Origin of the sequence: Oscillatoria salina IIICB1 (genome assembly GCF_020144665.1) — a bacterium.
Taxonomy (GTDB): domain Bacteria; phylum Cyanobacteriota; class Cyanobacteriia; order Cyanobacteriales; family SIO1D9; genus IIICB1.
In genome coordinates this window covers 57,934-75,922 of the sequence record NZ_JAAHBQ010000038.1, presented here as the reverse complement: position 1 = coordinate 75,922, position 17,989 = coordinate 57,934, and the positions used below count along the sequence as shown (strand labels likewise).

Here is a 17,989-nt window from a genome sequence, read left to right as displayed (position 1 = left end):
TGGAATTTTAAAACGCGAATTGCTGGCAAAACAAGTGGAATCAGATAAGATGTCAACTAAATTTTCAGATGTTTTTTTCGCAAGTGCAGAGCAAACAATCGTCGATGTATTGAGATACAGAGCATTGTCTCAACCCGACCAACTAGCTTTTACCTTTTTGCCAGATGGAGAAACAGAAGGAGAACACTTAACGTATGCAGAATTGGAGCGGCGGGCTAGAGCGATCGCTGCCCAACTTCAGGCATTAGGTTTAAGCGGGGAACGTTGCTTATTACTATATCCTTCAGGGCTGGATTATGTAGCTGCATTTTTCGGGTGTTTGTATGCAGATATAGTTGCGGTAACAGCTTATCCACCTCGTAACAAACGTAACACTCCCAGAATCAAGGCTATTTGGGCAGATGCACAAGTAGCGTGTGCCTTGACTACAACAGCAATTTTATCTAATTTACAATCCCTTCTAAACGACAAAACTGACTTTAGCAATTTACAGTGGCTGACTACTGACAATCTTCCTCATAAAATAGAAGATAGTTGGCAAAAGCCGCTTATAAATACAGATACCTTAGCTTTTTTGCAATATACATCGGGTTCTACAGGTACGCCGAAGGGTGTAATGCTAAGTCATGGCAACCTGCTACACAATGCCGCCATGACTTACAAAATAATGGAACATTCACCCAGCAGTAAATTTGTTTCGTGGCTGCCAATTTACCATGATATGGGCTTGATCGGTGGAATTCTGCAACCCCTGTATGGAGGTTTTCCCTGTATATTAATGCCTCCCCCATCGTTTTTACAGCGACCTTATCGCTGGTTGCAGGCAATTTCCCGCTACCAAGGTACAACAAGTGGGGCTCCCAATTTTGCCTATGAGTTGTGCATTCACAAAATTACACCAGAGCAACGTGAAACCCTTGACTTAAGCAGTTGGGATGTAGCCTTTAACGGCGCTGAACCCATCCGTCAGGATACTTTGGAGCGCTTTGGAACAACTTTTGAATCCTGTGGCTTTCGCAAACAAGCCTTCTACCCCTGTTACGGGATGGCAGAAGCAACTTTGATGGTTTCTGGCGGTCAAAAAACAGCCCCACCAGCGAGCAAAACTATTTTCAGAGAAGCCCTAGAAAAAAAACAGATACTTGAAGCTAGTGCAGAGAATGAAGAAACCACTAACATAGTAGGCTGCGGTCAAACCTTACCAGAGCAGCAGATTGTTATTGCCGATCCGGAAACTTTTACCCAGTGTCTGCCAGATCGGGTCGGAGAAATTTGGGTTTCAGGTTCTAGTGTAGGTCGCGGCTATTGGAATCGCCCATCAGAGACAGAGCAGATTTTCCACGCCTACCTGTCCGATACGGGTAAAGGACCATTTTTGCGGACGGGGGACTTGGGCTTTTTGCAAAATGGGGAACTCTTTGTCACGGGTCGAGTGAAGGATCTAATTATCATTCGCGGTCGCAACCTTTACCCTCAAGATATTGAACTGACAGCAGAACGCAGCCATCCATCGTTACGACCAAGTAGTGCTGCTGCCTTTTCGGTAGAGGTTAACAATGAAGAAAGGCTGGTGGTAGTACAAGAGTTAGAGTTTCGGCAGAAACCGAATATAGAGGAAGTCACCGCCGCAATTCGTCAAGCAGTAGTAGAAGAACATGAGGTGCAAGTCTATGGAGTGGTTTTAATCAAACCGGGGAGCATTCCCAAAACCTCCAGTGGCAAGATTCAACGCCGTGCTTGTCGAGCGCAGTTTCTAGCAGACAATCTGAATGTAATCGGCAGTAATATCCTAGAAAGCACTGATTTTGTCGGAACAGCTAATCATCTTAATCGCGAAGCTCTACTGGCACTCCCTCGAAGGGAGTGCCAGCCGCTTTTAGAGTCTTATCTTCAGAATCTGGTGGCGCAGGTGCTGTCAATAGCAATGTCCCAAGTCAACACTCAGCAACCCTTAACCACTTTGGGGTTAGATTCCTTAAAAGTCTTTGAGTTGAAAAACCAGATTGAGGTCGATCTAGGAATAGCCGTATCCATAGCAGATTTCTTTGAAGATTCGAGCATTGTTCAGCTAGCGACCAAAATCATCCCTCAACTAAAAAAAGAAGGTTCTATCCCATTCGTTCCCCTTGCCAAAGTCGAGAAAGTCACAGACGTTCATCCTCTCTCCTTTGCTCAAGCGAGACTGTGGTTCCTTGACCAGTTGGAAAAGGGCAATCCTGCCTATAACATTTCCTTTGGCATTCGCCTACAAGGTCTGCTTCAGGTGACGGCACTGGAACAAAGCCTCAATGAAATTGTGCGGCGACACGAAGCTTTGCGAACTACCTTTAGCACAGTTGAGGGTCAACCAATTCAGAGAATCGCTCCTTCTTTGACAATACCTTTACCAGTGGTAGATTGCCAAAAACTTCCCGAATTGGAACGGGAGTCTGAAGTGCGTTCCCTGATGGTTCGAGAGAGCCAGCAGCCTTTCGATCTGACTCAGGAACCCTTGTTCCGCGCTAAACTCGTGCGCCTAGGTCAACAGGAACACATCCTTCTTCTGACTATGCACCACATTATTTCTGATGAATGGTCAGTGGAGGTTTTGATTCGGGAGATGGCAGCGCTATACAAAGCATTCTTGGCTGGCAATCCCTCTCCTTTACCCGAACTGCCCATCCAGTATAGTGACTTTGCCTACTGGCAGAGGCAATCGCTTCAGGGAGAGCGACTGGAAAATCAGCTTTCCTACTGGAAAAAACAACTCGACGGTTCCCCAGCAGTTTTGCAACTACCCACAGACCGTCCGCGACCCCCAGTACAGACTTATCGGGGAGCACACCAATCTTTGACTCTCCCAAGACCCTTAAGCGAGGCGATTGAGAATCTCTCTCGTCAAGAAGGTGTCACTTTATTTATGTTGCTGCTGGCGGCTTTCCAGACTTTACTCTACCGCTACACAGGACAGGAAGATATCCCTGTAGGTTCCCCCATTGCCTACCGTAACAGAGACGAAATCAAAAGACTGATTGGCTTTTTCGTCAACACCATAGTGCTGCGTGCCGACTTGAGAGGGAACCCCAGTTTTGTGGATCTGCTGGGTCGGTTGCGTCAGGTGGCATTGGAAGCCTATGCTCACCAGGATTTCCCCTTCGAGCAACTAGTAGAGGCATTACAACCAAAGCGGGATGCCAGCTATTCGCCACTGTTCCAGGTAATGTTTACTCTCCGAAATGCCCCTCAGATCGAAGAGATTCCGGATCTGGTTCTGAGTCCATTTAAAGTGGATAATCAGACCGCGCAGTTTGATTTAAGCTTGTCTATTGAAATGACCGAACGAGGACTGAGTGCCTCATTCGAGTACAATACAGACCTGTTTGATGCTGCTACGATCGCGCGAATGCTTGGTCATTTTCAGAACTTGCTAGAGGGTATAGTGGCTAATCCTCAAGCTAGCCTCTCGGACTTACCCCTATTGACACCAGCCGAGCAGCATCAATTACTCGTCGAGTGGAATGACACTAAAACAGACTATCCGCTTGATCGATGTATCCATCAGTTGTTTGAGGCGCAGGTGGAACAAACACCCGATGCTGTAGCTATAGTATTTGGAAATGAACAGTTAACTTATCGGGAGCTAAATCAACGAGCTAATCAACTGGCACACTACCTGAACAAGCTGGGGGTGAAACCAGAAGTTCTTGTTGGCATCTGCGTCGAGCGATCGCTCGAAATGATCGTAGGACTTTTGGGCATCCTCAAGGCAGGTGGTGCTTATGTGCCGCTAGACCCCGCCTATCCCTCTGAGCGCTTGACCTTCATGTTGTCAGATTCACAGGTACCAGTGCTGTTGACTCAGGAGAAGTTAGTGGCAGAACTTCCTGATGAGTATAGAGCGCGTGTAGTCTGTCTCGATACTGACTGGGAGACTATCACGAAAGAGAGTGAGGAAAATTTGCTCAGTGGGGTTAAGTCCGAAAACTTAGCCTATGTGATTTATACTTCAGGGTCTACAGGAAAGCCGAAGGGGGTTATGGCTCTCCACCGAGGACTGCTGAATTTAGTTTTCTGGCACCAATCCGCCTTTGAAGTCACCCGATCGGATCGAGCTACTCAGCTTGCAGGAACGGCATTTGATGCTTCTGTATGGGAACTGTGGCCGTACCTTGCTACTGGAGCAACGATCTACCTGGTTGAACTGGAGATGCTTAGCTCACCAGTAATTTTGCGGGATTGGCTAGTGTCCAAGAAAATAACCATCACTTTCGTGCCAACACCACTGGCAGAGGTTTTGTTGTCACTGGAATGGTCGGGAAATCTAGCTTTGCGAATTATGCTGACTGGTGGGGATAAGCTTCATCAGTATCCACCATCTTCAATCCCCTTCAAGTTAGTGAATAATTACGGACCCACTGAGAATGTAGTTGTCACAACTTCTGGACCAGTTGTCTCCAATGGTGAGTACAAAATGTCACCTTGTATCGGTCGTGCGATCGCCAACGTGCAAGTTTATATTCTAGACCGCTATCTCCAATTAGTACCTATCGGAGTTCCTGGCGAACTACACATCAGTGGTGCTAGTCTTTCCAGGGGCTACCTCAACCGCCCCGATCTAACTACAAAGAAATTCATTCCTAACCCATTTTGGAAGTGGAGTCAGAAGATTGAAACTTCCACAGGGTCACACCTATACAAAACAGGGGACTTAGCTCGCTATTTGCCGGATGGGAACATCGAGTTTCTCGGTCGGATTGATAGTCAGGTGAAGATTCGCGGCTTTCGCATTGAACTTGGAGAAATTGAAACTGCACTCATCGCTCATCCAGAGATAGAAGATGCTGTAGTCATAGCTGGGGAAGATAAATCAGGCGAAAAGCGACTATGGGCGTATGTTGTGAGTCATCCGCGCTCAGATGACATTCCGAACCAAAAACAAGTTCCTACAACTAGTGAACTGCGAAACTTCCTTAAGGAGAAACTACCTGAATATATGCTGCCATCAGCTTTCGTGATGTTAGAAGCTATGCCGCTAACGCCAAATGGCAAAGTAGACCGTCGTGCCTTACCTGCACCAGAAGGTCGCCCAGAGTTAGAGGAGGCTTATGTAAAACCACAGACAGAAGCCGAACAGATCATTGCGGCTGTTTGGCAAGAAATTCTTCAACTAGAAAAGGTGGGTATTAATGACAATTTCTTTAGCCTGGGTGGACATTCATTACTCCTGGTCAAAATTCAAGCAAAACTGAATGAAATCTTTGAGCAAAAGCTATCAGTAATTGACATTTTTAAATATCCAACGATCGAGACTTTGGCAGAATATATTAGCCAGAAACATCAGGGTACAAATCCTGCTTTTCGGCAAATACAAGGTCGTGCTAGTCAACAAAAAGAAGCAATTAAAAAGCAAAAAGAAGCGATTAAAAAGCAAAAACAACTGATGAAGCAACAAGGAAGAAAGGCAAATGGATGAATGGAAAACAGGCAATAATTCCGTAGAAACTATAGCCATAATCGGCATGGCGGGTCGGTTTCCGGGAGCTAAAAATATTGATGAGTTTTGGCAGAATTTAAGCAACGGCGTCGAGTCTATTTCCTTTTTCAACGATGAGGAGTTATTAGCTTCAGGTATAGACCCAGCTTTACTAAATAACTCTAACTATGTCAGAGCAAGAGGTGTGTTGTCAGACATTGAAATGTTTGATGCTTCATTCTTTAACTTTACGCCTCATGAAGCTGAAGTGACCGACCCCCAACATCGTCTCTTCTTAGAATATGCTTGGGAAGCTCTTGAAAGTGCTGGTTACAACTCTGAAACCTACGACGGTCGGATTGGTGTTTACGCTGGAGCAGGTTTGAATGCTTATTTATTGCAAAACCTGAGTTCAAACCGTCAACTCTCAGGAGCTGCGGAAGTTTATCAATTACAGATTGGCAACGATAAAGACTTTGTCCCTACACGAGTATCTTTCAAGTTAAATCTGACCGGACCGAGTGTCAATGTCAACACTGCCTGCTCCACTTCATTAGTAGCTGTCCAAATGGCATGCCAAAGCTTGCTGAATTACCAATGCGATATGGTGTTGGCTGGTGGCGTTTCCGTCCGCGTTCCCCAAAAGGCTGGGTATTTGTACGAAGAGGGCATGATTCTTTCTCCTGATGGACACTGCAAAGCTTTTGATGCTCAAGCACAGGGGACTGTTATTGGTAGCGGGGTAGGAATTGTTGTACTCAAGAGATTAGAAGATGCCTTGGCGGATGGGGACTGCATTCATGCAACGATCAAAGGTTCAGCCATCAATAACGACGGTTCTTTGAAAATTGGCTATACAGCCCCCAGTATAGATGGTCAAGCGGCAGTGATTTTAGAAGCTCAAGCCCTAGCTGGTATTGAAGCAGAGACAGTAACCTACATAGAAGCTCATGGAACTGGCACAGCTCTGGGAGATCCGATTGAAATCGCGGCGCTGAAACAAGCTTTTTCTCCTCATACTCAGAAGAAGGGCTTCTGCGCGATTGGTTCGGTGAAAACTAATGTCGGTCATCTGGATGCAGCTTCTGGTGTCACTGCTTTGATCAAGACAGTCTTGGCGCTCAAACACCAAAAGATTCCTCCCAGCCTGCACTTTCAACAACCAAATCCAGAAATTGACTTCGACAATAGTCCCTTCTACGTTAATACCAAGCTTGAAGAATGGAAAACTAATGGAACCCCCCGCCGTGCTGGCGTCAGTTCTTTTGGCATTGGTGGAACTAACGCTCATGTCGTCCTGGAAGAAGCGCCCACCAGGCAGCCTTCGGGGCAATCTCGTCCCTGGCAGTTACTGCTGCTCTCAGCCAAAACTAGCTCGGCTCTGGAGACGGCAACGGCTAATTTGGCGGCTCACTGGCAACGGCATCCGGAGCTGAAGCTGGCAGATCTGGCTTACACGCTTCAGGTGGGGCGCCGGGCTTTCGACTATCGGCGGTTCGTACTCTCTCGAGAGGGGGAAGAGGTGGGAAAAATCTTGGAAAACCAAGAGCCACAAAGGGTTTTCACGAACTATCAACCGCCCGGTCATCGTCCAGTGGTGTTTCTGTTTTCCGGACAGGGGGCGCAGTACGTTCAGATGGCAGCAGAACTCTATGAGGTGGAGCAGATATTTCGCGAACAGGTGGATTTGTGTTCCTTGATGCTCAAACCTCTCCTGGGAGTGGAACTGCGCGAGCTGCTTTTCCCAGGCTCAGAAGACATCGCGAAGGCGAGCGAGCAACTACAACAGACGGCGATTACTCAACCAGCACTGTTTGTGATTGAGTATGCTCTGGCTCAGTTGTGGATGGCATGGGGGGTGCGTCCGGCGGCGATGGTCGGTCACAGTATCGGAGAATATGTGGCGGCGACGCTCGCTGGGGTGTTCTCGTTGGCAGATGCCTTGGCGCTGGTGGCAGCACGAGGTCAATTGATGCAGCAATTGCCCCAGGGAAGCATGGTGGCAGTGTCCCTTGGGGAAGGGGAATTACAACCCAGACTGGGCAAGGAACTGTCTCTGGCAGCGATTAACGGTCCATCCTCGTGCGTAGTTTCTGGTCCGACGGATGCGATTGAGTTACTCGAGAAACAATTGGCTGGTGAGGGAGTGGCTTGCCGCCGCTTACATACCTCCCATGCCTTTCATTCCCAGATGATGGCGCCGATGATGGAGTTGTTTGCACAGCAAGTCAAACAACTCAGGCTCAAGCCGCCACAAATCCCCTACTTGTCCAATCTCACGGGCACCTGGATTAAAGCAGAAGAGGCAACTTCGGCGAGCTATTGGGTTTCTCATCTGCGCGGGACAGTGCGCTTTGCGGACAACTTGCAACAGTTGTGCCAACAAGCGTCTCAAATTCTGCTGGAAGTAGGACCGGGTCGGACGTTGAGTAAATTAGCCAGAACTCATCCTGAGAAGAAACCCGAACAGGTAGTGTTAACTTCCCTGCGCCATCCCCAAGAATCAGGCTCGGATGAAGCGTTTTTATTGAAAACATTAGGGCAACTGTGGCTGTTGGGAGTAAAGCTAGATTGGTCGGCATTTTCTCAAAACGAACAACGTCATCGCATTCCCTTGCCCACCTATCCCTTTGAGCGCCAGCGTTATTGGGTTGAGCCACCAAAACTATCGCCTTCCAGGGAACAGGTTCGGATCTTACCAACAGTAGAAAAGCTTTGGGAATCTCTGGTAGAAGCTGGTCAGCGTCAGGCAAGTGCTGGAATCTCAGAATTTGACGAGCAAGTTTGTCTAGAAAACAAAAAGTGGTTGGAGCGTTTGTGTCTTGCCTACATGAACCTTGCCTTGAGGGGTTTAGGTGCTTTTATAAATTCCGACGACAACTATTCTTTTGAGGAGTTATTCGAGCAATGTCAGATTATTCCTCGCTATCGGCAATTATTGTCTCGGTGGCTGCAAGACCTAGTAGAGCAAGGTCATCTTCAGCAAGATGGAGAGAGGTTTACCAACCTTCTCCCCTTATCAAAGGACTCTGTGGATGCTCTGTTAGAAGAAGTCAGAGTCAGATGGACAGATACGCCTCAAGAGGTAGATTTAGTCCAGATCTGTGGTGAAAATCTAGTCGCGGTACTTATTGGCGAGCAAGAACCTCTGGAGTTGTTCAATGCTCTGATCTACGAAAAGATAACAGAAAGTTCAGAGATAGAGATTCCCTGGATCGAATACCATACAGCGATAATGCGGTCAAGCCTAGAAGAGGTGGTGAAGTTATTGCCACCGTCGGTTAACCTGAGAATTTTGGAAATCGGAGCTGGAACTGGTACCACCACGAGCGCATTGCTACCCGTGCTGCCGTCCAAACAAACCAACTACACTTTTACCGACCTAGGTGGTGGGTTCTTAACCCAAGCTAAACAGAAGTTTAGCGACTATCCATTCTTTGAATACCGTTTATTAGACATCGAAAAGTCTCCTCAAGAGCAGGGGTACTCCAGCCATAGTTTTGATGTGGTAGTAGCTTCCAATGTGCTACATGTGACCCGAAACATGGGAGAAACTCTCGATCGCGTGCGCTCTTTATTGGCTCCAGGAGGCTTCCTTTTGCTCTGGGAGTTCACTCAACCACAGTTAGACTTCGATCTCACTTGGGGGCTGCTGATGAATCCATTAGAGGATGAGGAACGCAGCCAGGGCAATCCATTTTTATCTAAGGAAAAATGGCTGGAGGCACTCCGAGCTCATGGGTTTAGAGAGATGGAAACTTTCTCGGAAACTAATGCTTTTGGGCAGCATATTATCGTCGCCCAGGCTTCAACCTCAGCAAGCAACTTAGCACCTGCTGCATTCACCACGACCTTTGAGCATGAGCAAAAAGGAGCCGAACGGACGCCTCTAGTCTCATTAGGCAAAAACCCGAATATGGCTGAGTGGTTCTACATCCCTTCATGGAAACGCTCGGTGCTACAGAAATCTTCTCAATCAAGGGTTGAGGCAACTCAGTTAGGATGCTGGTTAGTGTTTGTTGATGAGTGGGGTTTGGGTAGCAAAATAGTTAAGCAACTCGAAGCTGAGGGTAAAAAAGCGATCGCTGTCAGAATTGGGGAGCAATTTAGTAGCGAGAGCGAATCTCCTACAAACGGAGGAAGTCAACGCCTGTATACCATCAACCCGCAACATGGGGATGATTACGATGCCCTGCTCAAAGAACTCCGTGCCCTTGGTTTGACCCCAACAAAGATTGCTCATTTATGGAGTGTTACGCCCCATCCGGGATCGGGACTTGAAGGAATTAACAAAGCTCAAGAAAAAGGATTGTACAGTCTGCTGTTTCTCGTCCAGGCACTGGGAAAACAAAATCTTACCCATGAGTTGGAAATCTCGGTCGTCTCCAACAGCATGCAGGCAGTAACCGGGGAAGAAATGGTAGTACCAGAGAAGGCGACTTTACTCGGAGCCGTTAAGGTCATCCCGCGAGAATACCCAAACATCTCCTGTCGTAGTATTGATGTCGTTCTTCCCTCTGGCGGAAGTTGGCAAGAGGAGAAACTCGTAGACCAACTGCTCGCGGAACTCGCTGCCCAGATCTCTGACGAAGTTGTTGCCTACCGTAGCGTCCATCGTTGGGTGCAAGACTTTGAGCCTGCCCGCTTAGATGGACAGTTCCAAGAAACACCACGATTAAGGGAAGAGGGAGTATACCTAATTACAGGTGGACTGGGATTTCTCGGACTTAACCTGCTCGCCACACATCTGGCAAAGACAGTCCGAGCCAAACTGATCCTGATAGGGCGTTCAGCTTTTCCCCGCCGCAATGAGTGGTCTGAATGGCTGCTCGCTCACGATCGAAACGATGACGTCAGCCGCAAGATTCGTAAAGTTCAGGAACTCGAACAACTGGGAGCTGAAGTCTTAGTAATTAGTGCCGATGTAGCTAACCTCGAACAAATGCAAGAAGCGATCGCTCAAGCTCAGGAGCGGTTTGGTCAGATCGATGGCGTTATCCACACAGCAGGAGTTCTTGGTGATAGTGCGATCGCGCGAAAAACTATCAAGCAAGTAGAAAGTGTTCTCGCACCGAAGGTCAAAGGTACGCTGGTACTCGATACCATCTTCAAAGATGTTGATTTAGATTTTTTGGTTCTCTGTTCGTCAGGTTCTTCAATCATGCCGCTACCAGGGCAGATAGCCTATGCTGGAGCCAATAACTTTCTTGATGCCTTTGCTCACCACAAAACATCCAGAGATGGCAGGTTTACCGTGTCTATTAACTGGTATGGCTGGAAAGAAAGTGGCATGGGAGTGGAGGGTACCAAGCATATCCCGAAGATTTTCTCAGCAAAAACGAAATCCGTCGCACACCCTTTATTCGAGCAATGTCTAGTCGAGGATTCAAAGCAGGAGATCTATATCTCTAATTTGAACGCCAGCAAGCACTGGGTTCTAGACGAACACAGAGTCATGGGTAAAGCGACACTTCCGGGGACAGCTTACCTGGAATTGGTCAGAGCTGCTTGTGAAAATCACACTCAGAACGGGACGCTGGAAATCCGGGAAATAACTTTCCTGACTCCCTTGACAGTAGAAGAGGATGAGGAAAAAGAGATTCGCACCCTCCTGAAAAAGCAGGGAGATAGCTTTGAATTCTTGATTATGAGCCGATCGCATTCGGAGTCAGAACAATGGATTGAACATGCCCGGGGTGAAATAGCCTGTATAGAGGTACGACAGCCTAAAAAATATGAAATTGACGAAATTGCAGCCCAGTGCAATCAAGAAGAAATAATCATTACCGAACGAGAGCGTCAAACGCGATCGCAATTCCTCAAGTTCGGGGCAAGATGGAACAACTTGAAACAAGTAAAAATTGGGACAAATCAGGGGTTAGCACTTCTAGAACTGCCAGCAGCATATACTGATGACCTCAACTCGTATAAGTTACATCCCGCCTTGTTAGACTCTGCTACTGGGTTCCTGGCTGGCAAATTTCTCGATGAAGGTACTTATCTACCGTTTGTTTATAAAAGGCTGAGGATCGAAGGCTCTCTGCCAGCTAAGGTCTATAGCTATATCAGAGTGCTAGAAAATAATCAGTCTGAACAAGGATCTGTGAGCTTCAACATCACCATCCTGGATGAGCGGGGAACTGAACTGGTTGAAATTGAAGAATATACCCTGAGAAAGGTAAATCTAGGAAAAGCCGACACCACCACCCCTAAACAATCTGCCCCTCAAAGGGAAAAAACGCTAGCTGTCAAAGAAAGCGAGAACTTCTCTTTGAGCATCTCCACCCCCGGCATCTTAGATACCCTGAAGTTTCAACCGACCGCACGCCAGCAACCTGGTCTGGGTGAGGTAGAAATCGAAGTGGCAGTGACTGGTCTCAACTTCATGGAAGTGCTGATCGGGATGGGATTGCTTCCGGTTCCCACTGATTCTGCCTTCGAGTTTGGTTTCGAGTGTGCTGGCAAAATAGTCGCATTAGGGAAAGGCGTTGAAGATTTTCAACTCGGAGATGAAGTTATTGCCCTTGGTTCTTCCTGCTTTAGCCGATTTATCACAACTCCCGCTAAGTTCGTAGCACCAAAACCGGAACATCTTAGTTTAGAGGAAGCAACAACAATTCCGATCGCCTTTTCCACAGCTTACTATTCCCTGATCAAAGTGGGCAGGCTTTCCCAAGGGGAGAGCGTTCTGATTCATTCAGCCGCAGGTGGTGTGGGGATGGCTGCGGTGCAAATAGCTCAATGGGTAGGAGCAGAAATTTTCGCCACCGCCGGTACCCCTGAAAAACGGGAATTTTTGCACTCCAAGGGCATTAAGCACGTCATGAATTCCCGGACGCTGGATTTTGCCGATGAAGTGATGAGACGCACCGATGGCAGGGGTGTGGATGTAGTTTTGAATTCATTAGGAGGGGAATTCCTCTCTAAAAGCCTTTCAGTTTTGGCACCCTATGGACGCTTTCTCGAAATTGGTCAGAGGGATATCCTCAATAACAGCAAATTGGATCTAAGACCATTTGAGAAAAACTTAACTTTCTCCGCTATCCACCCCAATATAGAACGCTTTAACCATATTTCCTTGACTCGCGAAGTCGTAAAAGTCTTCAAAGAAGGAAATTTTTTCCCACTTCCTCTTCGAGTATTTCCAATTACAGAAGTGGCTGATGCCTTTGAATATATGGCTCAAGGGAAGCATATCGGTAAGATCGTGGTATCGCAGCAAGATCCAGAAGCTCTAAGAAAGCTGATGGTTTCCGAAGAGATAGTAACTCCAGAAGCAAAAGAGAAGATGACTTTTCCTCTCTCCTCACCTTCTGTGTCTTCCACCCCTTCCCCAGTTAATTTTCAAAAAGAAACCGTACCCACCAACCAATTACCAAGTGACTCTTTTAGAGAAGATTGGTTATCAACATCAGAAACCATTGAGGTTTTTAGCCGAATACTGGGGAGTACAATGCCACAGGTTTTGATCTGTCCCAGTGATTTATTTACTTGGCGCGAACATCACCAAACTTATAGTCAACCCAATTTACTGTCAAGCTTCGAGAAGGCTAACCTCTCCCAAACGATACAACCGACACACTCAAGACCTCAACTTAATAATGAATATATTGCTCCCAAAAATGAGATTGAGCAACAGATTGCTAAAGTCTGGCAAGAGGTTCTCGGAATTAAGGAAGTAGGTATTCATGACAACTTCTTTGAATTAGGTGGAGATTCACTTCTCATAGTCCAAGTTCGCAGCAAACTGCAAAAAACTTTAAACAAAGAATTCTCCATAGCGGAAGCATTTGAGTATCCGACCATAAGTGCTTTGGCAGAATATCTCAGTGGAGAACAGGTTGAAGAACTAGCATTTCAGCAAGTCAATGAACGCGCCAATAGGCTGCAAGAAGCTATGGAAGAAGAAGCACAACTGATTGAAAAAAGGAGGAAAGCGCGTGAATAACCGAGAATTAAACAATTCTGTGAAAGGCATAGCTGTAATCGGTATGGTCGGTCGCTTTCCAGGAGCCAAAAGTGTCGATCAGTTTTGGCAGAATCTGTGCGATGGACAAGAGTCGATTTCTTTCTACACCGATGAAGAAATGACGGCTTCAGGTGTAGACCCAGCTTGGCTACGCGACCCCAACTATGTCAAAGCGGGGTCGGTACTCTCAGACATCGAGATGTTTGACGCTTCCTTCTTTGATATTTCCCCCAGAGAAGCTGAAATCATGGACCCGCAACACCGTCTTTTCCTAGAGTGTGCCTGGGAAGCACTGGAAAATGCCGGTTATAACCCAGGAGGGGACAAAATTTGGACGGGTGTTTATGCTGGGAGCAACCTGAGTACTTACTTTCATAGCAATCTGAATTCGAGCTATAACCCGATCGACTTGCTGAGTACGCAAATGCAAATTTTTGTGGGAAATGACAAGGACTATGTCGGGACGCGAGTCTCCTACAAGTTGAATCTCAAAGGTCCGAGCATCAACGTCAATACAGCTTGCTCTACTTCATTAGTAGCTGTTCACTTGGCTTGCCGAGGATTGCTGAACTATGAGTGCGATCTTGCTTTGGCGGGTGGCATTACGATAACAGTTCCACATAAGACAGGTTATTGGTATCAAAATGAAGGGATTACTTCTCCCGATGGTCACTGCCGAGCCTTTGATGCTCAAGCAAAGGGTACCATTATGGGTAATGGGGTAGGCATTGTCGTACTCAAGAGACTAAAGGATGCCTTAGCTGATGGGGACTGCATTTACGCAACGATCAAAGGTTCAGCCATCAATAATGATGGCTCAGGAAAAGTGGGTTTCACTGCCCCAAGTGTAGTTGGTCAAGCAAAAGTAATTGCTGAAGCTCAGGTTATTGCTGGGGTTGAGCCGGAAACAATTACCTACATAGAAGCTCATGGAACTGGCACAGCTCTGGGAGATCCGATTGAAATTAGCGCACTGAAGAAGGTATTTGATGCGAGTACCCAGAAGAAGAACTTTTGCGCGATTGGTTCGGTGAAAACTAATGTCGGTCATCTTAATTCAGCTTCTGGTGTCACTGGTTTGATCAAAACAATCTTGGCGCTCAAACACCAAAAGATTCCTCCCAGCCTGCACTTTCAACAACCAAATCCAGAAATTGACTTCGACAATAGTCCCTTCTACGTTAATACCAAGCTTGAAGAATGGAAAACTAATGGAATCCCCCGCCGTGCTGGCGTCAGTTCTTTTGGTTTTGGTGGAACTAACGCTCATGTCGTCCTGGAAGAAGCGCCCACCAGGCAGCCTTCGGGGCAATCTCGCCCCTGGCAGTTACTGCTGCTCTCAGCCAAAACTAGCTCGGCTCTGGAGACGGCAACGGCTAATTTGGCGGCTCACTGGCAACGGCATCCGGAGCTGAAGCTGGCAGATCTGGCTTACACGCTTCAGGTGGGGCGCCGGGCTTTCGACTATCGGCGGTTCGTACTCTCTCGAGAGGGGGAAGAGGTGGGAAAAATCTTGGAAAACCAAGAGCCACAAAGGGTTTTCACGAACTATCAACCGCCCGGTCATCGTCCGGTGGTGTTTCTGTTTTCCGGACAGGGGGCGCAGTACGTTCAGATGGCAGCAGAACTCTATGAGGTGGAGCAGATATTTCGCGAACAGGTGGATTTGTGTTCCTTGATGCTCAAACCTCTCCTGGGAGTGGAACTGCGCGAGCTGCTTTTCCCAGGCTCAGAAGACATCGCGAAGGCGAGCGAGCAACTACAACAGACGGCGATTACTCAACCAGCACTGTTTGTGATTGAGTATGCTCTGGCTCAGTTGTGGATGGCATGGGGGGTGCGTCCGGCGGCGATGGTCGGTCACAGTATCGGAGAATATGTGGCGGCGACGCTCGCTGGGGTGTTCTCGTTGGCAGATGCCTTGGCGCTGGTGGCAGCACGAGGTCAATTGATGCAGCAATTGCCCCAGGGAAGCATGGTGGCAGTGTCCCTTGGGGAAGGGGAATTACAACCCAGACTGGGCAAGGAACTGTCTCTGGCAGCGATTAACGGTCCATCCTCGTGCGTAGTTTCTGGTCCGACGGATGCGATTGAGTTACTCGAGAAACAATTGGCTGGTGAGGGAGTGGCTTGCCGCCGCTTACATACCTCCCATGCCTTTCATTCCCAGATGATGGCGCCGATGATGGAGTTGTTTGCACAGCAAGTCAAACAACTCAGGCTCAAGCCGCCACAAATCCCCTACTTGTCCAATCTCACGGGCACCTGGATTAAAGCAGAAGAGGCAACATCGGCGAGCTATTGGGTTTCTCATCTGCGCGGGACAGTGCGCTTTGCGGACAACTTGCAACAGTTGTGCCAACAAGCGTCTCAAATTCTGCTGGAAGTAGGACCGGGTCGGACGTTGAGTAAATTAGCCAGAACTCATCCTGAGAAGAAACCCGAACAGGTAGTGTTAACTTCCCTGCGCCATCCCCAAGAATCAGGCTCGGATGAAGCGTTTTTATTGAAAACATTAGGGCAACTGTGGCTGTTGGGAGTAAAGCTAGATTGGTCGGCATTTTTTCAAAACGAGCAACGTCATCGCATTCCCTTGCCCACCTATCCCTTTGAGCGCCAGCGTTATTGGGTTGAGGCGAAGTTGCCATCATTGTCTTCAAGTAGTCAACCAGTAAGATTAGATAAAAAACAGGATATTGCAGATTGGTTCTACATCCCTTCATGGAAACGCTCTTTGATACCTAATGCAACCTTTTCGTCTCAGGAAGAGTCTGGGGACGAGCAATGGCTCGTGTTCGTCGATGGGCTTGGGGTGGGTTCCCAGTTAGCGAACAGACTAGAAAATAGGGGTCAAGATGTCATTAGCGTGAAGGTAGCAGAACAATTTACCAAATTCAGTGAGGATGTCTATGGCATAAATCCCCAAAACCGCGATGACTATGATGCCTTACTCAAAGAACTGATTGCTTTAGGTAAAACTCCTCAAAAGATTGCTTATTTATGGAGTGCGATCGCTCCAGGCGATCGCCAAATGGATAAGTATCGAGAATTCTATAGTTTGCTGTTTTTAGTGCAGAGCCTGGGCAAGCAGAAGATTACAGAGCGCCTTCAACTCTGGGTGGTATCGAATCAAATCCAGGCAGTCAACGGCAAAGAGACGCTCGATCCAGATCGAGCAACGGTGTTAGGACTGTCTAAGGTAATTCCCCAAGAATATCCCCAGATCGCCTGCCGGAATATTGATGTAGTTCTTCCCCAGTCGGGGACTTGGCAAGAAGAAAAACTCCTAGACCAACTTTTGGGCGAATTAACCACATTGTCAACTAATGAAGTTGTAGCTTACCGCGATCGCTCTCGCTGGGTACAAACATTTGAGCCAGTGCGTCTAGAGTCCGCAGTCGCTGAAAAAACACCCCTAAGAAAACAGGGAGTTTACCTGATCGCTGGCGGACTAGAAGGTATGGGAGTTGTCTTGGCAGAATATCTTGCCCAAACCGTGCAAGCCAAACTAATATTCATCGAGGATTCTGCTTTCCCTGACCAAGAAGAATACGCCCAATGGCTAGAAAAAAGCGATCGCCAAGATGAGGTTAGTCGTAAGATCTGCACCTTGCAAGGATTGGAGAAACTGGGGGCAGAAGTTTTGGTCGTTTCGGCGGATATTAATGATTACGAACAAATGCACCAGAGCCTTGCCCCTGAGAACATTGGTCAAATTCACGGGGTTATCTATTCACCTGGGAATAAAAGCGAAAATTTGTTTTCCTCGATTCAAGAAATCGGCAAAACTGAGTTAGAACAAATACTTGACTCTAAATGTCGGGGGATTGTTGTTTTAGAAAAAGTATTGCAAGAGCGGCAGTTAGATTTTTATCTCATCCTATCTTCATTATCTTCCGTTTTAGGGGGATTTGGCTTAGCTGTTTATTCGGCAGTCAGCCTGTTCATGGATGCTTTGGCTTACAGACACAATCAAACTCATTCCTCGCCTTGGCTGACCGTAAATTGGGACAGATTGCAATTAAATATAACCAAAGAACAAGAAGCCGCAGGAGCGGAATTAACCGCGATCGCCCCAACAGAAAGCATAGAGGTATTTAAACGGATTTTATCTCTGGGTGAGATGACTCAGGTTATTGTTTCCACAGTGGCGCTAAAACCAAGAAGGGATCTTGCTTTTAAACTCGACCCGAAACTAAAGTCAAAATCTTCCAGTCAAACAGATTCGCCTTCAAGCTACTCCAGACCGAATCTCAATAATTCTTATGTGGCTCCGACTAACGAGCTAGAAAAACAAATTGCCCAAATTTGGCAAGAAGTCCTCGGCATTGAGCAAGTTGGTATTTATGACAACTTTTTTGAGTTAGGGGGAGACTCCGTCATCGCCATCCAAATGGTTTCCCGGTTGCGAGCAACCTTCCCAGTGGATTTACCAATGCGCGAGCTTTTACTTCAGGCATCAACGGTAGCAAATCAGGCAGAAATAGTTGACGAACTTCTCCTGGAAAAAATAGAAGAATTATCTGAGGAGGAAGTCGAACTTTTTTTAGCTAATTAGTTAATAGTCA

Annotated in this window: 3 protein-coding genes; all 3 read left to right on the top strand. The window is 47.2% G+C overall.

Annotation, left to right across the window (positions count from 1 at the left end):
* Nucleotides 1-49 precede the first annotated feature (49 nt).
* The 3 genes from G3T18_RS12930 to G3T18_RS12920 are packed head-to-tail and all read left to right on the top strand — an operon-like array spanning nucleotide 50 to nucleotide 17,979.
* Nucleotides 50-5,452, top strand: coding sequence for a non-ribosomal peptide synthetase (locus G3T18_RS12930; protein ID WP_224410975.1), 5,403 nt, complete (start codon nucleotides 50-52; stop codon nucleotides 5,450-5,452).
* Nucleotides 5,445-13,400, top strand: a complete 7,956-nt coding sequence (locus G3T18_RS12925) for a type I polyketide synthase (protein WP_224410974.1) — start codon at nucleotides 5,445-5,447, stop codon at nucleotides 13,398-13,400. Before G3T18_RS12930 ends, G3T18_RS12925 begins: the two co-directional genes overlap by 8 nt.
* Nucleotides 13,393-17,979: a type I polyketide synthase gene (locus tag G3T18_RS12920; RefSeq protein ID WP_318013963.1), complete on the top strand. Its 4,587-nt coding sequence runs from the start codon at nucleotides 13,393-13,395 to the stop codon at nucleotides 17,977-17,979. The genes G3T18_RS12925 and G3T18_RS12920 overlap by 8 nt, the downstream gene beginning before the upstream one ends.
* Nucleotides 17,980-17,989 lie beyond the last annotated feature (10 nt).